The sequence below is a fragment of the Thalassospira sp. CH_XMU1448-2 genome (genome assembly GCF_037027285.1).
GTDB lineage: Bacteria > Pseudomonadota > Alphaproteobacteria > Rhodospirillales > Thalassospiraceae > Thalassospira > Thalassospira profundimaris_C.
In genome coordinates this window covers 194702-220090 of the sequence record NZ_JAYMEA010000007.1, presented here as the reverse complement: position 1 = coordinate 220090, position 25389 = coordinate 194702, and the positions used below count along the sequence as shown (strand labels likewise).

Annotated in this window: 18 protein-coding genes; 3 read left to right on the top strand and 15 right to left on the bottom strand. The window is 54.8% G+C overall.

The window, feature by feature from the left end:
- Positions 1–2 precede the first annotated feature (2 nt).
- From nosZ to WA318_RS20105, 3 genes are read right to left on the bottom strand one after another with little or no spacing between them, the layout of a single operon-like run.
- Entirely contained in the window at positions 3–1949 is a 1947-nt protein-coding gene (gene nosZ / locus WA318_RS20115; protein ID WP_114098090.1) for a TAT-dependent nitrous-oxide reductase, read from the bottom strand.
- A complete protein-coding gene (locus tag WA318_RS20110) occupies positions 1949–4216 on the bottom strand; it encodes a NosR/NirI family protein (RefSeq protein WP_114098091.1) in 2268 nt (755 codons plus the stop codon). The genes nosZ and WA318_RS20110 overlap by 1 nt, the downstream gene beginning before the upstream one ends.
- Positions 4217–4220: 4 nt before the next feature.
- Positions 4221–4601, bottom strand: a complete 381-nt coding sequence (locus tag WA318_RS20105) for a hypothetical protein (protein ID WP_336084000.1) — start codon at positions 4599–4601, stop codon at positions 4221–4223.
- A gap of 676 nt (positions 4602–5277) precedes the next feature.
- Here WA318_RS20105 and WA318_RS20100 point away from each other — a divergent pair.
- From WA318_RS20100 to WA318_RS20090, 3 genes are read left to right on the top strand one after another with little or no spacing between them, the layout of a single operon-like run.
- The gene (locus WA318_RS20100) at positions 5278–5682 is read left to right on the top strand and encodes a hypothetical protein (protein ID WP_258548685.1); all 405 of its coding nucleotides are present in this window, start codon (positions 5278–5280) and stop codon (positions 5680–5682) included.
- Positions 5606–7231, top strand: coding sequence for a Y-family DNA polymerase (locus WA318_RS20095; RefSeq protein WP_336083998.1), 1626 nt, complete (start codon positions 5606–5608; stop codon positions 7229–7231). Before WA318_RS20100 ends, WA318_RS20095 begins: the two co-directional genes overlap by 77 nt.
- 4 nt (positions 7232–7235) lie before the next feature.
- The gene (locus WA318_RS20090) at positions 7236–10550 is read left to right on the top strand and encodes an error-prone DNA polymerase (RefSeq protein WP_336083996.1); all 3315 of its coding nucleotides are present in this window, start codon (positions 7236–7238) and stop codon (positions 10548–10550) included.
- Positions 10551–10845: 295 nt separating this feature from the next.
- Here WA318_RS20090 and WA318_RS20085 read toward each other — a convergent pair whose 3' ends face one another.
- The 12 genes from WA318_RS20085 to WA318_RS20030 form a co-directional block, all read right to left on the bottom strand.
- The gene (locus tag WA318_RS20085) at positions 10846–11502 is read right to left on the bottom strand and encodes a dienelactone hydrolase family protein (protein ID WP_336083994.1); all 657 of its coding nucleotides are present in this window, start codon (positions 11500–11502) and stop codon (positions 10846–10848) included.
- A 600-nt stretch (positions 11503–12102) separates the two neighbouring features.
- Positions 12103–13257: an iron-containing alcohol dehydrogenase gene (locus WA318_RS20080; protein ID WP_336083992.1), complete on the bottom strand. Its 1155-nt coding sequence runs from the start codon at positions 13255–13257 to the stop codon at positions 12103–12105.
- Positions 13258–13278: 21 nt separating this feature from the next.
- Complete coding sequence (locus WA318_RS20075; protein ID WP_336083990.1) at positions 13279–14754, bottom strand: NAD-dependent succinate-semialdehyde dehydrogenase; 1476 nt, start codon at positions 14752–14754, stop codon at positions 13279–13281.
- Positions 14755–14769: 15 nt separating this feature from the next.
- The gene (locus WA318_RS20070; RefSeq protein ID WP_336083988.1) at positions 14770–15924 is read right to left on the bottom strand and encodes an iron-containing alcohol dehydrogenase; all 1155 of its coding nucleotides are present in this window, start codon (positions 15922–15924) and stop codon (positions 14770–14772) included.
- A gap of 23 nt (positions 15925–15947) precedes the next feature.
- On the bottom strand, positions 15948–16610 hold the full coding sequence (locus WA318_RS20065; protein ID WP_114098097.1) for an ABC transporter ATP-binding protein: 663 nt from the start codon (positions 16608–16610) through the stop codon (positions 15948–15950).
- Positions 16607–17383 carry an ABC transporter ATP-binding protein gene (locus tag WA318_RS20060; protein ID WP_336083984.1) on the bottom strand — a complete coding sequence of 259 codons (777 nt, stop codon included), beginning with the start codon at positions 17381–17383 and terminating at the stop codon, positions 16607–16609. Before WA318_RS20060 ends, WA318_RS20065 begins: the two co-directional genes overlap by 4 nt.
- The gene (locus tag WA318_RS20055; protein WP_114098099.1) at positions 17380–18327 is read right to left on the bottom strand and encodes a branched-chain amino acid ABC transporter permease; all 948 of its coding nucleotides are present in this window, start codon (positions 18325–18327) and stop codon (positions 17380–17382) included. The genes WA318_RS20060 and WA318_RS20055 overlap by 4 nt, the downstream gene beginning before the upstream one ends.
- A gap of 1 nt (position 18328) precedes the next feature.
- The gene (locus WA318_RS20050) at positions 18329–19228 is read right to left on the bottom strand and encodes a branched-chain amino acid ABC transporter permease (RefSeq protein WP_114098263.1); all 900 of its coding nucleotides are present in this window, start codon (positions 19226–19228) and stop codon (positions 18329–18331) included.
- A gap of 78 nt (positions 19229–19306) precedes the next feature.
- On the bottom strand, positions 19307–20620 hold the full coding sequence (locus WA318_RS20045; protein WP_336083982.1) for an ABC transporter substrate-binding protein: 1314 nt from the start codon (positions 20618–20620) through the stop codon (positions 19307–19309).
- A 24-nt stretch (positions 20621–20644) separates the two neighbouring features.
- Complete coding sequence (locus WA318_RS20040; protein ID WP_336083980.1) at positions 20645–21982, bottom strand: ABC transporter substrate-binding protein; 1338 nt, start codon at positions 21980–21982, stop codon at positions 20645–20647.
- A gap of 249 nt (positions 21983–22231) precedes the next feature.
- On the bottom strand, positions 22232–23605 hold the full coding sequence (locus WA318_RS20035; protein ID WP_336083978.1) for a sigma-54-dependent transcriptional regulator: 1374 nt from the start codon (positions 23603–23605) through the stop codon (positions 22232–22234).
- Entirely contained in the window at positions 23568–25328 is a 1761-nt protein-coding gene (locus tag WA318_RS20030) for a sensor histidine kinase (RefSeq protein ID WP_114098103.1), read from the bottom strand. Before WA318_RS20030 ends, WA318_RS20035 begins: the two co-directional genes overlap by 38 nt.
- Positions 25329–25389: the final 61 nt, after the last annotated feature.

Sequence of the window (25389 nt, the reverse complement as noted above, 5' to 3'; positions counted from 1 at the left end):
GGTTAACTCCGCGGTTCAACAATCATGCGACCGCGCATTTCCATGTGCAGGGCATGGCAGAACCACTGGCAATAGTACCAGTAGACACCGGCTTTCGACGCAACGAAGGTTGCTGATGCCGTTGCCTGCGGGGCAATTTCAAAGGCAACCCCGTGATCGCCCATGGTAAAGCCGTGGGTAAGGTCGTCGATATCATCCATGTTGGTGATAATGACCGTGACCTCGTCACCTTGTTTCACAGTAAAGGATTCAAGGCTGAAAGTCGGTGCCGACGAACTCATATAGACGCGGACCTTGTTGCCGTCGCGAACAATGGTATCGGCCCAGTCGTCAATATTGACGCCATCAGCTTCGGCTTGTGCACGGGTTTTTGCCCACATCGGGTCCTGACGGTTCCAGACGCTTAGCGGGTTGACCACAGAACGATGAACAATGATCGAGTCATGAGGTTCGGCAAATGTCGGGCCATCATGGACCAGAACAAGATCATCGCCTTCCATTGAGAAGAGCTGTTCGTTTTCCGGCTTGAGCGGGCCGACATTGAGGAAGCGGTCCTTGGAGAATTTGTTCATCGAAATGAACCATTTTCCGTCGGCTTCCAGTGTTTCACCCATCGAGGTCGAGTTGTGACCCGGCTGGTAATGGACGTCGACCTTCTTGATGATCGGATCAACGTTTTCACCGGCATAGGCCCGAACGGCTTTTTCGATATTCCACTTTACGACCTGGCTGTCGAGGAACAGGGTGGTCAGAGCGTTACCCTTGCCGTCAAAGGCAGTATGTAGCGGACCAAGACCCAGTTCCGGTTCGGCAACAACGGCTGAACGCGGTTCAGCACCGTCATAGAACACGGCATCAAGTTTGGTGACATCAATCACCGAAACGGTCGGGGACAGTTTGCCCGCGATGCAAAGGTGTTTTTTGTCCGGTGCCATGTTGCAGCCATGCGGGCTGTTGGGGATCGGAATATAGCGGGTGTAGTTCTTGTTCTGACCTTTGCGGCCGTCAATGACCTTGACGCCGTTCAGTTCAATAAAATCGCCCGCAGCAATGCCTTTTTCGATTTCCTTGATGTTGAAAACAACAACATGGTCGAGCTCGGATGCGGTCATTTCCGCAAGGTTCATACCCATTTCCGAGTTGTAGCTGGTCGAGAAGGCATATTTGCCTTCATAGTCGGCATCGGTATTGTCAAGGTTACCCGAAACCATAACCTGCCAGGCAACCTGCATCTTGTCCGCGTCAATAGCGGTATAGAAGTTGACGTATTTTGACGGATCATCGAGCACCGAACCATCATTGACCATCGGGGTCTCGTCTTCGCCATTGGCAAAGACATAGTTGGTGCGCGGCCATTTTTGCGGACGCAGACCGTGGATGGCCTTGGCATTCGGAATTTCAAGGATTTTATCTGTTTTCATGACGTCGCAGCGAACACGCGCAACACGGGTGTTTGCCTTGTCATTCATGAACAGATAGCGCCCGTCATACTTGCCCTCGGTAAAGGACATATGAACGTGGTGCAGGTCGCCATTGTCGTGGACTTTCTTCCCGTTTGCAGCGAGAAAATCCTTGGTTTTCGGCAGCATGTTCTCGGTCAGAACTTCCAGACTTTCGTTGGTTTGACCCCAACCGGTTGCTGAACAGCGGTTGAAAACCGGGACGCGCATCAGTTCGCGCATCGACGGAATGCCCAGAATACGCATTTCGCCGGTCTGGCCCGATGACCAGAAACCGTAATATTCATCAAGCTGCCCAGGGGCAAGGTTCACTTCCGAGCCGGCTGCAGCCTGTGCACTTCCAACAGAAAGCGCGGTTGCAGCACCTGTTGCCCCACCAACCATGGCCAGACGTGCTGCACCAGCAGCGCCGGCAAAGGCAGCACCACCTGCGGCGGCAGTCAAAAGGCCACGGCGGGTTACGCCGGTTTTTTCTGTATTGTCAGACATCACGAATTCTCCTTGGGATTTTGCTTTGTCGTCTGGGTCCGGTTCAGTGCTTTTTTCGCACCTTCCATGCTCGCCAAGAGGCTTTCTTGCCGCTTGAGTTTCTTGATCACGACCGGACAAATTGTTTTGCTTTGATACAGCACCTGGCAGTGAAGACAGTTGTGACACTCGTTCGGGTTGATTTCTCCTGTTGGGTGGATGGCCTGGACCATGCATTCATGCGCGCAACTCTGGCAGGGGCTGCCGCATTCCTTGTAGCGTTTGAGCCAGTCAAACATCCGGATGCGTGCCGGAATTGCCAGCGCTGCACCCAGTGGGCACAGATAGCGGCAATAGAAACGCTCGACGAAAAGTCCGGCACCAAGAAGGACAAGGGCATAAAGAACAAATGGCCAAGCCCGGTCGAATTTAAGAATGATGGCGGTTTTGAAGGGTTCGACTTCGGCAAGTTTTTCGGCCTGGTCAATCGAAGCCAGCATGGTGCCGAAAAGGCCGAGGAAAATGATGTATTTGACCGCCCAAAGACGTTCATGCAGGCCCCATGGAAGGGTCCATTGCGGCACATGGAAGAACTTGGCAATCCGGTTGGTCAGTTCCTGCAGGGCACCAAACGGGCAAAGCCATCCGCAATAAGCCCCGCGTCCCCAGAAAATAAGTGCAGCCGCAACCGAGAACCACAGAATGAAGGTCAGCGGATCAAGCAGGAAGGCTTCCCAGGTGAACCCGGTCACCAGTGAACTTGTCAGCGCCATCAGGTTGACGACGGAAAGTTGGGCGTTTGCATACCAGCCGAGGAAAACAAGGGTGACTGTCAGGAACGAAATGCGGAACCAGAAGGTAAATTTCGCAGAGCGCGTCAGAATCCCCTGGAAGAAGAAGGCCGTCGTCAAGGTCAGCAGCATGATGCTGAGAACGATGATTTCGAGCGACTTGTCGCGCCAGATCCGCTGCCACAGCGCTGTTTTGGCAGCCTGTTCGTCGCTTTCAAGCGCAGGTTCTTCTGTTGGTGCTGCGACCTGTGCCGGGGGGGCTACTTTTTCAAGATAGTTTTCTGGCGGCTGCCAGCCCATGTCAAAGGTCGTATAAAGACGCTCGATAGCCCCGATATCACGATGGACAAGAAGCTCCAGCCGCCATGGTTGTGTCGGGTCAAAATTGTTCGAAGCCGGAATCTTGAACAGATCCATCTCGGTCAGTTCCGGTGCACCATCGGCCATGATGTCACCGACACGCCGATGGTTACGATCACGGAAACGTACCGACATGTCGCCCTGGATCAGCTGGATACGATCAAACAGGCCGCCACGGACATAACCGGATCCCTTGAAGGAATATTGTCCGCGTGCAGTCACAAGAATGGCCTGCTCGCCTTCCTTGAGCCAGTTGCGCAAGTTATTGTAACCGCGCTCGCCCAGCGTTGCCTTGCCAATTGCGGGGATGCTGACAAGGGTTGCATACATATCGATAAAGGTGTCTTCGGCCGGAGCGGTGATCGGACGTTCGGTTGCGCGTGGATCATCCATCGCGGCAAAGGCATCATTGATTTGCCCGACATCCAGAGACATCCGGCGAATGGTGCCGTCCCCGACCAGTGTTAGCCAGTCGGCCGGTGCGGTGGCGTCAGGATTGATTTTGAATTGTTGGGCTGTCGAGGCCTTAGGGGCAGTAAGTCCCCCCAGTCCAAGCGCGCGCGCAACCTTGATCCCGGAACGAAGGATCGAGTCATCAATCACCATGATGGTGACAGTCGCACCGGAAATAATGTTCAGGTCATGGTCGGCATTTTGGGTCGCCGCAACAAGGTCAAATCCGACATATCCCTCGGTCAGGGCAGCGATGCGCGCTTCGGGGATACCGATCAGAACAATCGGTTCAGAATGCTTGACCAGTTTGACACCAATGATTTTGGCATCCTGACCAACAGCAACCATGACATGAATGGGTTTTCCGGAATAACCGGTTGTGCCGACGAAATCCGATGTAATGAATGCCCAACCGATCTGATTGCCCTGTTTGAGAATCGGTGCAACGGGAAGATCATCGCGAACAGGGCCATAGGCCTCGGCGCCATTTACAAGCGATGCGGCAGGAATTTTGTCGATGAATTGGGCAAGGACGGGTTTGTTTTGTGCCCATGCCGGAGATGCCGACAGAAGAACTGGCAGAAGACAGACAATTGCCAGAATCAGTAGTCTTGTCAGACGGGCACGCGGGCGACGCGAACAAGTGATTGTTTGAGGACAGCATTGGTAAGATGGCGTTTTCATGAATTCAAACCTTGTGCGGGGGCGCGCGTGCTGTCGCAGGCGCAGTCGAAGCTGCGCCTGTGATGTCAAATGACTGCGGGATGACGGTCAGAATGACTTTGCGGTCATGCCCGATTTCACCGATTGGAAGCGGAAGTTTGAATGCAGATCCGATCAGACAGTTCGGGCATGTTGGGCAGTCGCATTGGGCAGGTTCGGGAACCTGGTTTCCGTTCTGATCAATCAGTATCGTTTTAGGAGTTTGTTCCGCGGAACAGATCGTGATTTCAACAAGATCTGCACGAGAAGAATGCTTCGCCGTTTGCGCAAAGGCCTGATTTGTCCCGGTGCCGATCACGGACAGGACAATCAGAAGCGACAGGAGTGTGCGAAGCATGTTTTTCATAGTTTTTCTCGTACTACAACGAGGAGGGCAAACTATTGATAGTGATCAAGTGGAGGCTTCTTTTCATTTTGATGGTTGGCACCCGGCCCGGGGCCAGGTTGAGTGCACTCAATGATGCGATATAATTACGCGATGATTTTCTATCAAGGGTTGAATTTTATGTTGCAGTTCAGCCTGACTTTGTTGTTGAGGTATCCGCAAGACAGCATTGGCCGCACGTCTTGAGGAAGGCTTTTGATTTGACTCTGCCAAGGACAATCCTTAAATAAGAACAAATAGTGAACATTTGTCTTGTGTAGGTATGATGCTGGCGGAACGACTTCATGATGCCCGTGTCGCTTTGGCGCAGGCAGAGAAGCAGTGGAAAATAAGTGCCTCCTGTTTTTCTGATGCAGCAGGAGAAGCAATACCGCGTGTGTTCGGACACATCGTGTTATCTGGAAATATCAGTCTGGGCGGTTTCGCACCGGTTGGTCTGCATGAGATTATTTGCAGTCATGACGCGGGTGCTGCATCGGTTTTGGCCTGGTCCCTGGCCCAGATTGATCAGAGAAATCAGGATGGTAAATCAGCAGGACGGTCTGTTTTCTGGATCCGGCAAAGACGGGCCATTGATCAGGGGCGATTTTATCATCTGAGCTTTCCTGCCCGATCCGGGGGGGAATGTTGCCCCTTGATGATGACAGTTGATCAGCAAGCAACAGCAATGTGGGCGTGTGCCGAGATCGCCAGAACCGGGCAGATCGCATCAATCATTCTTGAAACCACGGATTACGATTTGACGGTTGCGCGGCGCTTGCAGCTGGCGTGCGAGGCCGCGGGGACGCGAATCATTGTGTTACGCCAGGCTTCACGGATCGGACGGTTGATGCCGTCAAGTGCGCTGACACGCTGGAAGATCGAGCCGGAACTGAACACGCAGCAGAATATGACAGGGAGCATCCATCATCTCAGCCTGATCGGGGGACGCGGGGTCCGACCGGGAAGCTGGAAAGTCAAAACCGATGCAGCAACGCTTTCTTTATCTGTGGTTGACCCACTGGAAAACCGACTGTCAGACGATCAGCCTCTCCACGGCTGATCATCCCCGTGAAATCGGCAGTACAGCCATATCTGAAACCGCAACCAAGCCCACGGCAGATCGTGCGCATGTGGTGACACGTGTCGATCATAAGGGGGTCTTTGTCTGCGGGCTGAATCATGCGGCGCGGATGGCTGGTCTGCACGGGGGCATGCGTTTGTCCGATGCCCGAAGCATCCTGCCTGATCTGATCGATACCCCCGAGGATGTCGATCTTTATCAAGCCCATCTGGCGCGTCTGATCCGCGCGATGGATCGATACAGCCCGTGGGTTGCCCCGGATCGGGAGCTGCATGACAACAGCCTGCAGGGCGATGGTGGATTGTGGTTGGAGATCACCGGGGGGAGCCATCTGTTTGGGGGCGAAACTGCCATGATCACGCACATCCTGCGTGATGTGAAAGCACGTGGTTACGCGGCCCGGATTGCCATTGCCGATACAGCCGGGGCTGCATGGGCCTGCGCACGCCATCATCCGGGGAATGTTTCTGAACGTACCCTGTCACTTCCAAATGATCACGCGACGGCGGCCGGATTTCCGGTCTCGGCCCTGCGTCTGTCTGATGACATCATCACATTGCTGTCGCGTCTTGGCCTGAAACAACTGGGCGATATTACCCCCTTGCCGCGTGCCAATATCACCACCCGACTGGGGCCTGATGTGTTGCATCGGCTTGACCAGTTTTATGGTCGTTTGCCCGAATATCTGAATTTCGAACTACCCGATAGTCCATGGCTGATAAGGCAAAGCTTTGGCGAGCCACTGGGCGATGCAGACAATCTGGCTCTGGCAATTCGGACCATGACCGAAAAACTCTGTGACAGGCTCCAGACTGATAACCTTGGTCTGCGCCGGCTTGTAATCCGGTCGATCCGGGTTGATGGCCATGCCCATACCATCACGACCACAACCGGCGCTCCCTGTCAGTCAGCAGCCCATGTCTTGCGGTTACTGGAAGAAAAAATGCCCGGTGTCGATACCGGGTTTGGGATTGAACAGGTCATTGTCTATGCCCCTTGGGTCGAACATGTTGCCTTTCGTCAGGTGCGTCTTGACCGTCAGCAGGATGAGACCGGTGATGCCATCGCGCTCGCCCAACTGATTGACCGGATCAGTCATCATCTGGGCCCCAACGATATCCTGTATCGCCCTGCCCATCATGCAAGCCACTTGCCCGAACGGGCCGCTATTCGACAACCCCCGGTCGGCCCGGCAAAAACGTCGCGCCTACCCGATGTCACCTTGCCCAGACGACCGGTCCGGTTGCTCGATCCGCCAGAACCGGTTGAGGTGATTGACCGTAACCCGACCGGCACCCCGACACGCCTGCGCTGGCGAAAAATGATTGTGGATATTTTACATGCCGACGGGCCGGAACGCCTCTGTCCTGAATGGTGGGGGCATCTTGATCGGGATCATTACGCCCTGTCACAGATGACCCGCGACTATTTCCGTATCTGTGATCAGAAAGGGCGGATGTTGTGGCTGTTTCGTACCGGACCTGCCGGTCAGGATATCTGGTCGGTCCACGGGCTTTTTGCAGGGTGATGCCATGACGAAACCCCAAACCGGTCGTACCCCAAACGCCCCGGAACCGGCCTATGCCGAACTGCAGGTCAGCAGCAATTTCTCCTTTTTGCGCGGCGCATCGCATGCCGAGGAACTGGTGCTTGCGGCTGCGACCAAGGGGCTTCATGCCATTGCGATTACGGATCGCAATACGCTGGCCGGGGTCGTACGCGGTTACTCGGCACACAGTAATTATGCTGACCGGCTCAATTATATTGTCGGCTGCCGTCTTGATCCGATGGATGGGCCATCCATGCTGTGTTATCCGACGGATCGGGCATCCTATGCCCGGCTGTGCCGGTTGCTGACCCTTGGCAAGCGCCGCGCCCCCAAGGGATCGTGCGAGATTTACCAGAGCGATATCATCAATCATGGCGACGGCCTTTTGTTCATTGCTCTCCCGCCGCAGGTTCCCGATGACGGGTTTCGCACCGAATTGATCAATCTGAAAGCCCGTTTTAATGATCGGCTTTGGCTTGCTGTCGGGCGCTTCATGGACGGGTTTGATAGCGAACGCCTTGCCTTTGCCGAAGACGTCGAAACCCGTCTTGGCATTCCTGCCGTGGTGACCAATGACGTGCATATGCACCTTCGATCCCGCAAACCCTTGCAGGATGTATTGACCTGCATTCGCCATCATTGCCGGATTGAGGATGCCGGATATCGGCTGTTTCCCAATGGTGAACGCCATATCAAATCCCCGCAGGAAATGGCACGGCTGTTTCCCGATCATCCCCACTGGCTTGCGCGCACGGTCGAGATTGCCGATCAGTGCACATTCAGTCTCAGTGACCTTCGCTATGAATATCCCGATGAAAATGACGGATCGGGGGAAGGCACGCAGGAACGCCTGATCCGCCTGACTTGGGAGGGGGCACATAAACGCTATCCCGATGGTGTGCCTGACAAGGTCAAGAAACTGATCGAGACGGAGCTTAAACTGATCGACGAGCTGGGTTATGCCCCCTATTTCCTGACCGTGCATGACATTGTTGCCTTTGCCCGGTCAAAGGACATTTTGTGTCAAGGGCGTGGATCGGCGGCCAATTCATCGGTCTGCTTTTGTCTGCATGTCACATCGGTTGACCCCAATGAGGTGGAACTTCTGTTTTCGCGCTTCATCAGCAATGCGCGCAATGAGCCGCCCGATATTGATGTCGATTTCGAACATGAACGCCGCGAAGAAGTCATCCAGTTCATCTATGAACGTTATGGTCGCGAGCGCGCCGGTCTGACCGCTACGGTGATTTCATACCGGTCGCGCAGTGCCATTCGCGATGTCGGCAAGGTCTTTGGCCTGTCCGAGGACACCATCGTCAAGCTGACCAAAACCATCTGGGGATCAAGCAGCAAGGGCGCGCATGAGACCATGATGCGCCAGTCGGGCATTCATCCAGACGAACCGCGCCTCAAAGCCGTTCTTGATCTGGCGGGGGAACTGACAGGGTTTCCCCGCCACCTGTCGCAGCATGTTGGTGGCTTTGTCATTACGCGCGGACCGCTTTGTGAATTGTCGCCGATCGCCAATGCGGCGATGGCGGACCGCACCACCATTGAGTGGGACAAGGATGATATTGATGCGCTTGGTATTCTTAAGGTCGATGTGCTGGCCTTGGGAATGCTCACCTGTATTCGCAAGGCGTTTGAGGAACTGCGCAATCACAAGAACATTGATTACACGCTTGCAACCCTGCCCAAGGAAGACAGGGCTACGTATAGGATGCTCGAAAAGGCCGACAGTATTGGCACCTTTCAGGTGGAATCGCGTGCGCAAATGAGCATGCTGCCCCGCCTTCAACCCAAAAGCATTTATGACCTGACCATTCAGGTGGCGATTGTCCGCCCCGGACCGATTCAGGGCGGTATGGTTCATCCGTTTTTGCAACGGCGCATGGGCCGGGAAAAGGTGGAGTATCCTTCAAAGGAACTGGAAGCCGTCTTGAAGCGCACCTGTGGTGTGCCGCTGTTTCAGGAACAGGCAATGCAGATCGCCATTGTTGCTGCGGGCTATTCCGGTGGCGAGGCCGACAATCTCAGACGTGCGATGGCAACATTCAAACGTACCGGTACGATTGGCGAACACCGGACCAAATTCATCAACGGAATGCTGAAAAACGGCTATGACATGGATTTCGCCGAACGCTGTTTCAAGCAGATCGAAGGCTTTGCCGATTACGGTTTCCCCGAAAGCCACGCGGCAAGCTTTGCCATTCTGGCCTATGCGTCATCCTGGCTGAAATGCCATCATCCCGATGTATTTTTATGTGCACTTTTAAACGCGCAGCCGATGGGGTTTTATGCCCCCGCACAACTGGTTAATGATGCGCGCAATCATGGGGTCAGAGTTCTTGAAATCGATATCAATCACAGTTTCTGGGACAACCAGCTTGAACGCGAGCTGGGCCGTGCCAGTGGCTATCATTCCGTGCGACTTGGTTTTCGCCAGATCAAGGGATTTGGCGAACTTGATGCCCTTGCCCTGATTGCCAACCGTCCGGCTGGCGGATTTCAGGATGTCTATCTGATGGCGCGCCAGACCGGTCTGTCACCTGCAGCCTTGGAAAAACTGGCGGAAGCCGACGCCTTTGGTTCCCTTGGCCTGTCGCGGCGAGAAGCCCTTTGGGCGGTGCGTCGCTTTGGCAAGGGGCGCAAGGCCCCGGTTGCATTACCTTTGTTTGAAGCCGCCCAGAACTTTAACCATAATATGGGTGTCTCAGCCGAATTCGGGGCCGAAGCACCGGTCGATTTGCCCATCATGGAACCGGGCGAGGAGATCATCGAGGATTACGCCAGCCTGCGTCTGTCGCTTAAAGGTCATCCGGTCAGCATGTTGCGCAATGCGCTTGAAGAAGCGGGGATCTGCAAGGCAAGTGACCTGCCCGGTGTGCGTGATGGTGAACGGTTAACTCATGCCGGTCTTGCCATCGTTCGGCAACGCCCGGGGACATCATCGGGGGTGGTTTTCATCACGCTTGAGGATGAAACCGGCATCACCAATCTGGTGGTCTGGAACAAGGTGATGGAAAAATATCGCCGCGAAGTCATGACGGCCACGGTTCTGGGGGTTACCGGCAAGCTTCAGCGTGAAGATGGCGTTACCCATATTATTGCCGACAGACTGGTCGATCTGACCGGGATGTTGCAAGGACTGACGGATAATACCAAAATCGCCCGCAGCAACCACAATCACCCCCGGAATTTACAATGGGCCAGTGGTCTGAATGCATTGGAGGCGGAGCATGTCTCACAAACGCAAAAGGCTCCGGTCCTTAAAATTGACAGTCACGATTTCCATTAAGCAGTGACTGGTTTCTGTCCGGTGTAATTGCATTTTAGTCGACCTTTCTCGGGATTTCCGAACGTGTTTCAGAACTCGCTATCTCTAAACGAGCGGGAATGTGCATCCCATGTGCCTTTGGATGGGGGAATACGGAGTTAGTTCTAAGGATTGGGATGGAAGGCCAGCGGGATCGGGGCTATGCGGCCTTGCAATGATCTTGATCATGGTTAGGGATGCAGTCCCCCGGTCATGAGGGCTGCGACGGATGACGTTAATCAGCAAGTTGCGTTAACCGGAACTTTTTGCACGTGGTTTAGCCGACATGCCTTGCAAGAAATTCGATCGTACGGGCATGGGCCAGATCGGCAGCATTCGCGACATAGGACAGGCGTGCATCATTGGCAAAGGCGTGACCGGCTTCGTACATATGAATTTCCATATCCGGGAAATAAGTCTTGGCTTGATCAAGCATTTCGACCGGAACATGGTCATCCAGGGTGCCAAAGTGACCAAGGAATGCGGCCTTGAGTGGCCGATCAAGATATTGCGGTAAACGCGTGCCATAGAATGCAATCCCGGCTGCAACGTCAAGATCCTGTGCTGCGCGCAGGGCAAGGCCGCCGCCCCAGCAAAAACCGATAACTCCGACTTTGCCACCATTTGCGGCAAGGGCCTTGACCGCTGCATCAATGTCCAGGGTGGTTTGTTCAAGATCGGATGCCAGCATCATGTCGCGGCCGCGCAGTGCCTGATCAAAGGGAACAACCGCATCGCGTTCCTGACGGTCAAACAGGGCAGGTATGGCGACTTCGTAACCAAGGGCAGCATATTTTGCAGCCACACCTTTGAGCTGGTCGGTCACACCAAAGATTTCCTGCAGGATGACAATCCCGCCACGGCGTTCGCCAGCCGCTGGTTCAAACCAGCAATCAAGCGCATGGCCATCTGCTGCGGTAATGGTTTTCATCATGTCAAAATGCTCCTGTCGCTTTGCGTAAGGAAGTGCATCAATCGTCCATCATGCCGATGCCGTACCAATCAAGCGTTCCTTACTGGTCAACCGGAATTCCGGCTTTTTAAAATAGTTCACAGCGCCCGGATGAAAGGGCATCAGTTTTTTTGGGTGCCATCTTCCAGGAATATGGACCCCAAAAGGCACCAAGGAACGGCTTCATGGCATCGCGACCTTCGGCGATTGTCTTGATCCGTTTTAAACAAGATCATCACCGCATCAGCAACCAATAGTTTGAGAAATGCCACTTTCCACCCAAGCGGCCAGAAATGATCGAATATTTCTTGGGACAGCACAAAACAGGGCAAGAGCATCAGAGCAAATTTGTTTGTCTGATTGCGTTTGACAAATTTGGGAGCTGCCCCAACCAATTCCATGTACTCCTGACCAGCTTATGTTCGGGCCAAGAATAGTGTTTGGGGAGTGCCGGACAATGTCAGGGGAAAGCCGAATGACGGCTTCGAGCGCCATTTGGCACCTCAAACAAACCGGCGGCCAAGCGACCAAGCAAGCCGCCGGTTTGTAGACGAGGGTGCTATTTCAGAGCACCCTCCGGGCTCAGTAGACTTCGCGATAGATCGCTTCGATATCGCTTGCCGTCATATCGCGCGGGTTGCTTTCAATCAGGCGATAGATTTTGCTAAAGACTTCCTCGGCCATTTCGGACAGGGAGTCTTCGGTTACGCCAAGATCGCGCAGGCGGGTTTCAAGGCCGCTGGCCGGGACCATTTCCTCGATCCGGCGAACAAAGGCCTCGGCGGCTTCTTCCTCGGATGCAAAATCGCAATCTTCGATCAGGCACGGGGCCAGTTCGGCATAAAGTTTACCCGCTGCTGGCAGGTTAAACCGCAGCACCTGTGCCATGACCAGTGCATTGGCGTGACCATGCGGAATATGGAACCGTGCGCCCAACGGATAGGCCAAACCATGAATGGCGGCAACCGATGCATTGGCAAAGGCCATCCCGGCAATCAATGATCCCTGAAGCATCGCAGAACGTGCTTCCTTGTCGCCCGGATTTTCAATCACCTTCATCAGGTTCTTGCCCAAAAGCGACAAGGCCGTCACCGCCATACCATCGGCAATCGGGTTTTTGCGCGTACGGCTGGTGTAACCTTCAATCGCATGCACCATCGCATCAAGCCCGGTTGCTGCGGTAACTTTCTGTGGCAGGCCATAGGTCAGTTCCGCATCCAGAAGCGCGATATCGGGCATCAATTGCGGGGTGTAAACAACCTGTTTGAGATTGTTGTTATCGGTAATCACCGACACCCATGTGACTTCTGATCCGGTCCCGGCGGTGGTCGGGATCTGGATCAGGGGCAAACGGTCACCCGTTGCCTTGTCGATGCCGTAAATGCCTTCGATGGTCTGATCGCTATTGGCAAGCAAGGCGACAAGTTTGGCACTATCAAGCGAACTGCCGCCGCCAAGACCAATCACGCCATCTGCCTTCCAGTCCTTGGCGCCATCAATGGCCTGCTGGACGATGTTCTGGGGCGGGTCGGCCTGAACATCGGCAAAGATCTGGACAGCAATGCCGGCGGCTTCCAGTGATTTCTGCACCTTGTCGGCATAGCCAAGTGTGACAATGCCCGGATCGCAAACAACGGTGACGCGGGTTGCGCCCAGTTCTTTCATCAGGGTGCCGGTTTTAGTAATGCCGCCTGCCTCGCAAACGATGCGCGGCACACTACGAAACATGAAACTCATGGTGGGGCTCCTCGTTTCCGGTTAGATGGCTTTCCCGGCGAGACCGCCGAGGCACATGTATTTAATCTCGACAAAATCATCGATGCCGTATTTCGACCCCTCACGACCGATACCGGACTCTTTCACGCCGCCAAACGGGGCTGATTCTGTGGAAATGATCCCTTCATTGATCCCGACGATGCCGTATTCCAGTGCCTCGCCAACGCGCCAGATGCGACCGATGTCACGGGCATAGAAATAGGCCGCCAGTCCAAAGGGCGTGTCATTGGCCATGCGAATGGCCTCGGCCTCGTCACTGAATTTGAACAGCGGAGCAACCGGACCAAAAATCTCTTCGGAGAAGATCCGCATTTCTGCGGTGACACCGGTCAGAATGGTCGGGCTAAAGAAATTGCTGCCCGGTTTGGCGCGTTCACCGCCAAGCACGGCTTTGGCACCGTGGTTGATCGCGTCATTGACAAGGGTTTCGACCTTTTCAATCGCCTTGGTGTTGATCAATGGCCCCTGTGTTACGCCATCCTCGGTGCCATGACCGACGCGCAGTTTGGCAACTGCGGCGGCCAGTTTTTCGGCGAAGGCATCATAAACGCCTTCCTGAACCAGAATGCGGTTGGCGCAGACGCAGGTCTGACCGGCATTGCGGTATTTGGATGCGATGGCACCGGCAACGGCCTCGTCAAGGTCGGCATCGTCAAAGACGATAAAGGGCGCATTGCCGCCCAGTTCGAGACTGACTTTTTTGACGGTATCGGCACATTGGCGCATCAGAAGTTTGCCGACCTGGGTCGAGCCGGTAAAGGACAGCTTGCGAACAATCGGATTGGCCGTCAGTTCATTGCCAATATCCGCACCGTGCGATGCGGTGACAACATTGATCACACCATCGGGGAAACCGGCACGTTTGGCCAGTTCGGCAAGGGCAAGGGCGGTCAAGGGAGTATCTTCGGCCGGTTTGATGACAACCGTGCACCCCGCAGCAATCGCCGGGGCACATTTACGGGTGATCATCGCCATCGGGAAGTTCCATGGCGTAATCGCGGCCACAACACCGATCGGCTGTTTGACGGTGATAATGCGTTTATCTGCACCATGTGACGGAATGACATCGCCATAAATGCGTTTGCCTTCTTCGGCAAACCATTCAAGGAAGGACGCGCCATAGGCCACTTCACCGCGCGCCTCGGCAAGGGGTTTGCCCTGTTCACGGGTCATCAGCAACGCAAGGTCTTCCTGCGCTGTCATGCAAAGGTCAAACCATTTGCGCAGAATATTGGCCCGCTCCTTGGCGGTCTTTGCCCGCCATGCCGGAAGGGCGGCGTTGGCGGCATCAATTGCTGTCCGGGTTTCCGCCGCCCCCATATCGGGGACATCGGCAAGATGTTCGCCGGTGGCCGGATCGGTCACGGCAAAGGTTTTGCCATTGTCGGCCGACACCCATTTGCCATCGACATGACCAAGGGTTTGCCAAAGACCGGTATCATTGAGTTCAATCGTCATGGGGCTATCCTGTGGTTAAAGTACGCTGGCATAGATGGCCCGCGCGGCCTCAAAGGTCATCTCACGCGGGTTGTTGATCAGAAGGCGTTCGACCTTCATCGCATCGGTCGCAAGCATGTCGAGATCGGCCTCCGTCACGCCAACATCGCGTAACTGACGGGTAAAGGGCATCCGTTCGACCATGTCAGTCATGTAGCTGATGAAACGATCACAGGCGGCATCATCATCGGCAAACCGTTCACCGGGCAGAACCGCACGGGCCAGTTCCGCATATTGCGTACAGGCCGCATCGCGGTTGAACTTCAGAACCTCGATCAGGACAAGTGCGTTGCTGTGACCATGGGGAACATGGAAATGCCCGCCCAGCGGATAGGCCAGCGCATGCACCGCTGCAACCGGGGCATTGGCGAATGCCATACCGGCCATCATCGATCCCTGCAACATGGCTTCGCGGGCTTCACGGGACGGGTTTGCCGAAACCGCATCATCGATATGGGCAGTCATCAACTGCATGCCACGAATGGCCAGACCATCAGACAACGCGTTTTTCTTGTGCTTGGTGGTATAGGCCTCGATGGCATGAACCATCGCATCAATACCGGTCATTGCGGTAATCGATGCCGGAAGACCCATGGTCAGTTTGGCGTCAAGCAAAGCGACATCCGGATAAAGAAGCGGTGATACAACGCCTTTCTTTTCCTGGGTCGGGGTGGTGACGATGGAAATCGGGGTGACTTCCGATCCGGTCCCTGCGGTGGTCGGAACCTGAATAAGTGGCAATCTTGGACCATTTGCCAGACCGATCCCGTAGATCGCATCAAGTTGCTGGGGATTGCCACACAGCAAAGCCACCAGCTTGGCTGTATCCATCGATGATCCGCCGCCAAGGCCGATAATGATGTCTGCACCAAAATCCTGGGCGCCCTTGACCGCTTCAAGGATGGTGCTTTCAGGCGGGTCGGCTTCAACCCGGGTCCACAAAAGGGTATCGATCCCGGCATCAATCAGGGCCTGATAGGGGGCATCAATCAATCCGACTTTCTGCAAGCCCGGATCGGTGATGAGAACGGCGCGTTTTGCGCCGAACTCGTTACACAGGCTGCCCAGCTGAAGTGCGCCATCAAATTCGCAGATGACGCGGGGCGTGGTTTCAAATGTAAAATCTGACATGGTGATCCTCGCGTTGGCCGGGCTTATGCGGGCTGGGTGTTTGATGAGGAAACAGTGCCGCGTTCGATGCGATAGCTGCCTGTCACCAGATCGGCGGAATGGGTGTCATCCGATTCTGAAATCAGAACACACAAGCCACTGCTGCCAAGGTTGGATATGACCTCGGACAGACGGCGCGACAGAACCGGGGCAACGCCCTCGAACGGTTCATCAAGAAGCAACAATTTCCGGCCCGGCATCAATGCGCGGCCAAGGGCCACCAGTTTTTGCTGACCTCCGGAAAGCTGCATGGCGCGCCGGGCACGGAACTGTGCAATTTCCGGAAGCAGGTCATAAACCCATTCCAGACGTTCCCTGGCATCTGCAATGCCGTTGGTCCATGCCGGAAGAAGAATGTTTTCCTCAACCGTCAGGGACGGGATCAGGCGTCGGTCTTCGGGCATATAGCTGATGCCGCCTTTTGCACGACCGAAATCAGCCGTCTTGCGCAAATCCTTGCCATCAAAGGTGATGGAACCATCATCGGCCTCAAGCAATCCCATGATGGCACGCATCAATGTGGTTTTGCCCGCACCGTTATGTCCGATCAGGCCAAACATCTGTCCGGACGGAACAGTCAGGGAGACATCACGAAGGATCGGGATATTGCCGATCGAGACGTTCAGATTTTTGATTTCCAGGGTCATGATGCGCCATTCCCTTTTTTGTGGGTGGGACGATGGCCGGTGACAAGATCACGTACGCGTTCATCGGCAAGAACCGCCGAAGGCTGCCCGTCGGCGATGATCTCGCCGCTATAGAACGCCAGAACACGTGATACGTAACGTTCGACCACATCCATGTCATGTTCAACAAACAGCACGGTGACACCATGTTGGCGGACCGCATTCATCACGGTGTCCATCAATCCGGTTTTTTCATCCATGCTGACGCCACTGGTCGGTTCATCAAGCAACAGCATCTGCGGATTTCCGATCAGGGCCATGGCAATATCCACCAGTTTGCGGGCACCTTGCGGGACCGCTGTTACCAGTGAGTCTCGATAGTTCTCGACACCGAATTCACGCAGAATGTCTTCAGCCCGTGCGATGCGTTTGTCATTGCGAAGCGGGCTTAGGAAACTAGGACGCGGGCTTTCGGCAGCGGCAAGGGCAACGATCAGGTTGTCGAGTACCGTCATTTCAGGAAACAGCTGTGCTACCTGAAATGAGCGGGCCATGCCTGCGCGTGTGATGGCACGCGGTGAATGACCAAGGATTGATTTGCCGTTAAACAGGATTTCACCACGGGTCGGCTTCAGATAACCGGTCACCATATTGATGAAGGTTGTCTTGCCCGCGCCGTTGGACCCGATGACGCCAACGATTTCACCTTTGGAAATCCGGACATCAAGATCCTTTGCGGCGATGACCGCACCAAATTCCTTGTTTAGCGATTTGGTTTCAAGAATGACAGTCATGCGCGTTCTCCTGCTTTTTTACGCGATACCAGGCTCCAGAGGCCTTTGGGCAGGAAGACGATGACACCCAGAAGGGTAAAGCCGAGGATCATCTGCCAGGTATGGGGAACCAGTTCGATGGCATAGGTCCGCACGACCGAGAAAACCACGGCGGCAATGAACGGTGCAGCGACATGACCCAATCCACCCAGAAGCGCGATAAAGATGAATTCGCCTGACGTGGTCCAATAGGCCATTTCCGGGTCAACGTGCCCGGTGGCAAGGGCGGTTAATCCACCCCCAAGGGCGGAAACCGCGGCCGCACTGACATAGTTGCCATACAGCAACCAGCGCGGCGAAAGACCAAGATATTCAACACGAACTTCGTTTTCGCGAACGGCTTCGCAAATCACACCGATCCCGGCCTTGGTGTAACGGTGGATCAGAACAGCAATCACCAGACCGGCCAGAATGGTCAGGGTAAAGACCGTGTGCTGGCTGCTTTCCCCGCCGTCGGGAGCCCAGCCAAAGATCGTCCAGTTATGAACGTTAAAGCCGTCCGTGCTGCCCAGTTCCGGGCTTTTGACCAGAATGCCAAACAGGATCATCGAAAAGGCCAGCGACAGCATCGCAAAGAAGATATCGCGATAACGTGTCAGCAGCAGGCCCAGCACCATCGCAACCGCAATGGCGACCAGCATGCCAAGCGAAAGGGCGGCAATCGCATCATGGATGCCAAAGAACTGGCCGCCCATGCCGACGGTATAACCGCCGATGCAGTAAAACAGTCCCTGACCGAAAGATACCAGACCGGAACGCATCTGCATGACGACACCCTGCACAACAAGGGCCTTGGCAAAGGCGATGGTCAAAAGGAAGATCAGCCAACCGGGCGACACAAACCCGAACAGCACTAAGGCAATCGCAACTGCCGCAAGCGAGATTTCAGTTTTATCAAAACGCATGTCAGATTTTCCTCGCCAAAGTACGGCCAAACAGACCTTCGGGGCGGAACGCCAGAACCAGCGACATCACGCCGTAAATGACGAAAAGTTCGAACTCGGGGGCATAATGGACAGCTGCGGCACGGCTTAATCCGACAAGCAGTGCGCCAACGGCGGCACCGCCGATACTGCCAAGTCCGCCAATCACGACCACTGCAAAGGCCAGCACGATGACTTCGATCCCGATACCCGGCACGACCGAAATGGCCGGAGCGGTCAGCGCACCGGCAAGCGCGCCAAGGATGGTACCGATGACAAAGGTGATGGTGAACATCAGGCGGACATTCACACCCATCGCAACCGCGATTTCGCGGTCATGGATCACCGCACGCAAGACCTTGCCGGTATTGGTACGTTCAAGCAGTCCCCACAAAACAAGACCGATGACTGCCGAAACCCCGACCAGTGACAGGTCGTAGTTTGAGACTTTCAATAATCCAAGCGACGTTCGACCAAGTTCGGAATAGGGCTGATAGGCGAAATACGGGTTGACCCCCCAGACGATTTTCATCGTGTCTTCAAGAATCAGCAAAAGCGCATAGGTAATGATCACCATCAGGATTTCATCGCGGCCATACATCAGGCGCAGCAATCCACGTTCAATGATCACGCCAACAATCAGTCCGGCAACCAGTGCCGCACCAACCAGCAAAAGATAACTGATCCAGGCCGGGCCAATACCGTTATTGAAATACCAGCCGACAAGGGATGCTGCGGAATAGGCACCGATGGCATAGAAGCTGCCATGGGCCATATTCAGGATGCGCATCACCCCGTAAATTACGGTCAGGCCAGCGGCCACGAGAAACAGCCACGATGCATAGATCGAGCCATCAATCAGGACGGCAAGAAGACTTGTCATCACAAATATCCAGTGTGCAGGGAAAAGGGCGGGCATCCCGCAAAAGAGATGCCCGCATCGCAGGAAGATTGCGTGTGCTTAGTTACACTGAGCGCCCGGGAAGCCCTGGGCAATCCAGTCTGCGGCAGAAACACCTTCTGGCGGGGTTACGCATTCGCCAGAGAACGAGACGGAATTGACGATGGACGCCTTGCCGTCTTCATAGTGGTATTCGCCGTAAGAAATGCCCTGCATTGCCTGATGGCCATTGCCACGTGCCATTTCAACAGTACCTGAAACGGACGGGAAGGAAGCGCCTTTCAGACCGGCAGCAAGCTGATCTGCGGTCGGGATTTCCTTGTCTGCCAGACCGGCATTTTCAGCGGCAAATTTCAGGCCGAGGATCGCCTGCGCCATCTTGGTTGCCGGGTAAACCGGATCAAGATCATAGGCGGCGTTATAGACACCCTTGAACCAGGTGTTCAGTTCGTTTTCCGGTGCGAACGCGCCGAACGGACCACGTGCACCAATGATCATGCCATTCGGCGCCTGATCCTTATAGGTCGCAAGGCTTGCTTCACCGCAAGTCAGAAGACCGGTGGCATCTTCAAGCAGGCCACGGGCATTTGCCTGAAGAACCAGTGCTTCCATGTCGCCACCCCAGAAGGAGCTGTGAACGATTTCCGGACGCTTGACCGACAGGGCAGAGATTTCTGCGCCATACTGGCCCTGATAGATTTTCGGGAACTGTTCTTCGACGATTTCAGATTCCGGCAGCAGTTTCGCCGCAGCAGCGGTGAAGTCGGCCCAGCTGTCCTGACCCCAGGAATAGTTCTGCTGGATGCCCGAAAGACGGGTTACATCCGGACGGGTTGCTGCGAGGTAACGTACGGCACCGATATTGTCGACCGATGCATCAAGGCCGGTACGGAACATGTATTTTGCGTCGCTGTTTTCAACGAACAGGCGGGAGGTCCCGCAATCATATGCGATGGTGAAGGTTTTCAGTTCTTCGGCAACCGGTGCGACAGCAAGGCAATCACCCGAAGAAACATAGCCGATCACGGCATCAACTTTCTGGCGCTGGACAAGGTTGCGATATTCTTCAACCTGCTTGGTCGCACCACCGGCCTCATCAATGATGACGGCTTCGATTTCTGCACCATTGATGCCGATCTTGTTGTACGGAGCGGGCAGTTCACCCTTGTTCAGCGCTTCAACAAGAACCTTGGCGGCATTGGCAGATGGAACACCAAACGGGCCGGCCGCAGGACCGGACAGGAAGGTAACAATACCGATGCGGAACTTGCCGTTTTCGGCTGCGGATGCACCCGATGCAAGGCCAGCCGTCAGGGCAAGGGCAGCGACGCCCGAAACCAGATAATTGCTGAAAGTTGTTTTATTGTTCTTCACTTTTTTTCCTCCCTTGGGAAAGGTCTATGGAGTTGGCGGTGGAACAGCCTCGGACCCGCCAGCCACGGCATCGCGGCGGCGTTTGACCATCTCTTTTGACGGTTTGAGGTCTTCGGCGTCGTAGATCGCCCAATTCCCCACCATCAATTTTGATGGCGGAAAATCTTCGTTATGGACGACCGTGCCCACGGCTTGCGCCTGGACAATCTGGTGAGTGTCGGGATCGATATAGGATGCAAAGCCCGGAGGATCTTCGGGCAGGGCCAGTTGCAATCCTTCAAGCGCCTTGATCAGTGCCCTGTCATCATCAGCGCCACCGGCTTTCTCGATGGCGCGTGCTATCGCGATGACGCCGGTATAGGCACCTTCGGCAGCATAGGTCGGATAACGACCGGTCAGGTCATGGAACTGTGCGACAAATCGTTTGTTGCGCCCGGTTTCCGGCCAGTTATTGTGATGACGAGCCGACAGGATCAGGCCGGGATAGGGCTGATCGCCCAGCGCCATCATCACATCGTAATTGGCACCGGTATCGAAATTTGCCAGACGGGTGGTTTCAAAGAAACGGGTCGTTGATGCCTGTTTGATAAAGGCAATGAAATCACCGCCCCAAAGTGCAGTCACCACGACATCGGGTTTGGCCGATTGCAGGGCATTGATATAGATCGAATAGTCCGGTTCATACAGCTTGGGCCACAGGGCACTGACGGTTTCATACTCAACGCCAAGCCCATCAAGGGCGAGCTGCAAGTCAGTCCAGGAAACATGCCCATAGTCATAATCCGGTCCGACAAAAGCGAGACGTTTCCAGCCGGTTTCCTTTTGCAGATCGCGCAGATAACGCGCGCCTGCTGCCATGCTGGTCCAGCTGTCATTCGTGACCCGGAAATAATAGTCGTGTCCGGCTTCGATGCTCAGCCGCGATGATGCATGGTCGGTCCCGACCATGATGATCTTTTCCTGACGTGCAAGGTCACTTACCGCATGAGCAACGCCTGATGAAACGATCCCGCAAAAGAACCGGGCGTTATCCTTTGCGACGAAATCCTGTGCCAGACGGACGGCATAGGATGCCTTTGATCGCGGATCATCGGCAATCACGCGCAGTTTTGGTGGTGTCAGTCCTGCCTTGGTTTCTGCCGCCAAATCATCAAGTGCGATTTGAATGCCGACAATGCTGTCGCGACCATATGTCGCCGAGCGACCGGTCATCGGGTACAAACAGCCGATCACCGCATCGGCTTCGTCCGCCGATGCGCCCAGCTCAAAACGTTCGGCCTGTGCGCCATTGGCGACAAGCAATGTGAACGCGGCAATAATAATGGTGATGCACCCGGAAACCGGGCGTGTGAGCATCTCCATGATGTATCCTCCCTACGAATGGTTGTTCCATTCGTGTTTGTACCTTTGTCCGGGTAATTGGCAAAGGCTGTGCCAACTGTTCCGCTAAATGAAAAAGGCAGGGAGATCGGGGCTTTGCGCAAAAGATGTGTGGTTTGTTTGCGAGGGATGAGCGCAGAAATGAGCGGTTGGCGCTCCAAATTGAAAAAGCCATTGAGCGAAAACCGCTCAATGGCTTTTGGTTTGTGAATGCGAGATCGCTCAGGACGACTATTGCAGACCCAGCCGTTGCAGTCTGCGTTTCAGGGCGTGACGTGAAATTCCAAGAATCTCAGCCGCCCGGCCCTTGTGACCGTCCGCCTGGTCAAGCGCATCCTGTACAAGATTGCGCTCGGTGTTATCTAGGCGGTCTTGCAATTGCGGCCCGTTTGAATTTGCCATTTGATGGGCTTCACGTTCGCCGGAGATATCGGTTTCATGAAACTCGGTTGGTAGTAATTCGGGCGAAATTGTCTTGGCAGGATATAGAATTGTCAGCCGCTCGATCAGGTTTTTGAGCTCGCGCACATTGCCGCGCCAGCGATGGGCCAGCAAAATATCAATTGTTTCCGGTGCAAAATTGATCGGATGGCATCCTTCTGCCTTGGCTTGTTTGTCCGCGAAATGTTCGACCAGCTTGATGATGTCCTCACCGCGTGCCCGAAGGGCCGGAATATCAATGGTGATGACATTCAAACGATAAAACAGGTCTTCACGGAAGTTACCCAGGCGAACTTCTTCGGCAAGGTCACGGTTGGTTGCCGCGATCACACGCACGTCTGCCGACGCCGAATGTTCGCTGCCAACCGGTCGATAATCGCCATTTTCAAGGAAATGCAGGAACTTCGCCTGCAACGCCAGGGGAAGTTCACCAATTTCATCAAGAAACAGGCTGCCGCCATCGGCCAGTTTGACCAGACCGGTGCGTTTCTGATGGGCGCCGGTATAGGATCCCTTTTCCGCGCCAAAAAGCTCGGACTCAATAAGTTGTTCTGGCAGTGCTGCGCAATTGACCTCGATAAAGGCGCGCGATGATCGCGGGCTTTCGCCATGGATGGCGCGCGCGACCAATGCCTTGCCGGTTCCGGACTCACCCAGCAACAGAATACGGCTCGCACTGCTTTTGGCGACGCGTTCGATGGTGGTGCGCAATTCGCTCATGGCGGCACAATCACCGATCAGTCCGTTGGCGGGAACATCGCGTTTGCGGTGATATGCCAGTTCCAGAGCTGTCCGGTTCTGATCCAGCACGCTGTTGATCGTGTGGATCAGTTCATCAAGTTCGAACGGCTTGCTGAGATAATCCGCAGCACCGAGCTTGACGGCCTTTACCGCAGCACGGGTGTCGCCATGTGCGGAAATCATGATCACGGGGACATCGATATCAAGATTGCGGATGCTGTTAAGCACCTCCATGCCATCGGCACCGGGAAGGCGCAGATCAAGCAGGATGATATCAAACTGGTTTTTCCGAACTTCGAGAAAGGCATCTTCGCCGGAATGAACGCCGGTGACGTCCATGCCTTCGGTCCTGAGCGCAAAGCTCAGGGAACGAACGAATGATTCCTCATCGTCGACGATCAGTAATCTGATCCTCTTGGACATCTTCGGGGTCTTCCTCCTGGGCGGTTCCCGCCTTTGTGGCCGGGAACTTCAGTGTGATTGTCGTGCCCTCTTGCGGGGCACTTTCAATATGAATTTTACCATGATTGGCTTCGACCAGCTGTTGACTGATCGTCAGGCCAAGACCGGTTCCTTTGCTTTTCATGGTAAAAAATGGCTGAACCACGTCAAGCAAATGCTGTTTGGGTATGCCTGCGCCATCGTCTGTGACGCGGATTTCCACCCACGCTTCGTTCTGTTCAGCACGCAAGCCGACCGTGCCGCCCGCCTTGCAGGCCTGAATGGCATTGATGCCCAGATTAAGCAAAACCTGCAAAACCTGATCCGGGTCGATATACAGTTTCAGGCCGGAATCGCCACTGGTGTAGAACCTGACATTGGCATCCTTGGCAATCGGTTCCAGCACGCGGGCTGATTGGCGGAACAGGTCGCGAATTTCAGTGTTTTGCGGGGCTGCTTCACCCGGACGGCCATAGGCCAGAAGATCATTCACCACACGTGACAGGCGATCAATCTGATGACCCATGTCATCAAGCAACACCTTGCGTTCAACATCCTGTTCCTTGCGAGTCAGGGCCTGAACGGTGGTTTTCATGGTGGCAAGCGGATTGCGAACCTCGTGGGCAACACCAGTGGCAAACTGACCGAGAACTGCAAGTTTTTCGGCACGCACGGTCCGGTCGATCAGGTCTTTGAGTTGCCATGCCATGGTGTTGAACGCCTTGGCAACCGTGCTGATCTCATCACGGCGACGACCTTCGGGCAGGCGATAGTAAAGATCACCTGACGCGATGCTGTGTGCACCCTGAACCAGCGTATCAACCCGTCGGCGCAGACTGCGCGACAGGGCAAAAAAGATCGCCAGAATAACCACGATGATCAAGGTCGCCGTGACATAAAGCCAGAACCGCGTCTGATCAATCGGCTGCAAAATGGTGCCGGGGTGGACACTCATGACGATGTTCCAGCCCGGAAGAATGCTGGGACCTTCGATCAGCTCGCCGGTTACCTCGGCCGGACGCCCTGTCGGGTCGAGAACAATACCGCCCGGGGTGCGCAAAAGCGGTTCAATAACCCCGGCCACACCGGCACTGACCAGAAGTTCGGTCAGGGATGACAGGCGCACATGCAGGGCAACCGATGTATTCTGCCCAAATCCGGTGTCACGAATATGCTGGCGCATCAAAAGCCAGCCGGAATTGCCATTTTCAGGCAGTTGCGGGCCGATAAATTCGATACCTTCATGTTCGACCCGCGGAAGGCCGCGAATATCCCATCCGGTTTTTGACCAGTATGGGGGGCCAGATGCCGCTTGCCCGGCGACCAGACGATCCAGATTGTCGTTCCAGTCAAAGAACAGCACGCCATAAAGATCAGGTGAATCTGCCTCAACTCGAAGCAGGGTCAGGGCTTCTTCTGCTTGTGGCGAATTTGGTGCTTCGATGAATGCAGGGAGCGCAGGGTGATTGGATAGCGTCACCAGTTGATAAATGCGCGCATCAAGAAAGGCAGACAACTTGTTCGATGTTGCAGCAACCTGGGCACTAAGGCGTTCGCCGGTCAGGCGGTCGATCAGTTCATTGGAAAAACGCTGATAAAAGAAGCTCAGTGCGACAAGCGCGCACACGACAACGCCGACCGATAATAATGTATATCGGCCCACAAGGCTCAGACGTTGATTGCGTGACCAATGAAAACCGGACACAGACGGGCTCCCTTACGTTGAATTTTTCAACGCGTATTCTTTATTTGTCATAGTTCTGAAG

What these genes read in the sequence shown, in the direction of transcription:
- WA318_RS20095 (WP_336083998.1), top strand. Translation starts at nt 5,606, where the DNA reads ATGCAGCAACGCTTTCTTTATCTGTGGTTGACCCACTGGAAAACCGAC.
- WA318_RS20040 (WP_336083980.1), bottom strand. Translation starts at nt 21,982, where the DNA reads ATGGAGATGCTCACACGCCCGGTTTCCGGGTGCATCACCATTATTATT.
- WA318_RS20110 (WP_114098091.1), bottom strand. Translation starts at nt 4,216, where the DNA reads ATGAAAACGCCATCTTACCAATGCTGTCCTCAAACAATCACTTGTTCG.
- WA318_RS20075 (WP_336083990.1), bottom strand. Translation starts at nt 14,754, where the DNA reads ATGACGATTGAACTCAATGATACCGGTCTTTGGCAAACCCTTGGTCAT.
- WA318_RS20100 (WP_258548685.1), top strand. Translation starts at nt 5,278, where the DNA reads ATGATGACAGTTGATCAGCAAGCAACAGCAATGTGGGCGTGTGCCGAG.
- WA318_RS20055 (WP_114098099.1), bottom strand. Translation starts at nt 18,327, where the DNA reads ATGCGTTTTGATAAAACTGAAATCTCGCTTGCGGCAGTTGCGATTGCC.
- WA318_RS20105 (WP_336084000.1), bottom strand. Translation starts at nt 4,601, where the DNA reads ATGAAAAACATGCTTCGCACACTCCTGTCGCTTCTGATTGTCCTGTCC.
- WA318_RS20070 (WP_336083988.1), bottom strand. Translation starts at nt 15,924, where the DNA reads ATGTCAGATTTTACATTTGAAACCACGCCCCGCGTCATCTGCGAATTT.
- nosZ (WP_114098090.1), bottom strand. Translation starts at nt 1,949, where the DNA reads ATGTCTGACAATACAGAAAAAACCGGCGTAACCCGCCGTGGCCTTTTG.
- WA318_RS20050 (WP_114098263.1), bottom strand. Translation starts at nt 19,228, where the DNA reads ATGACAAGTCTTCTTGCCGTCCTGATTGATGGCTCGATCTATGCATCG.
- WA318_RS20080 (WP_336083992.1), bottom strand. Translation starts at nt 13,257, where the DNA reads ATGAGTTTCATGTTTCGTAGTGTGCCGCGCATCGTTTGCGAGGCAGGC.
- WA318_RS20035 (WP_336083978.1), bottom strand. Translation starts at nt 23,605, where the DNA reads ATGTCCAAGAGGATCAGATTACTGATCGTCGACGATGAGGAATCATTC.
- WA318_RS20065 (WP_114098097.1), bottom strand. Translation starts at nt 16,610, where the DNA reads ATGACCCTGGAAATCAAAAATCTGAACGTCTCGATCGGCAATATCCCG.
- WA318_RS20060 (WP_336083984.1), bottom strand. Translation starts at nt 17,383, where the DNA reads ATGACTGTCATTCTTGAAACCAAATCGCTAAACAAGGAATTTGGTGCG.
- WA318_RS20090 (WP_336083996.1), top strand. Translation starts at nt 7,236, where the DNA reads ATGACGAAACCCCAAACCGGTCGTACCCCAAACGCCCCGGAACCGGCC.
- WA318_RS20085 (WP_336083994.1), bottom strand. Translation starts at nt 11,502, where the DNA reads ATGATGAAAACCATTACCGCAGCAGATGGCCATGCGCTTGATTGCTGG.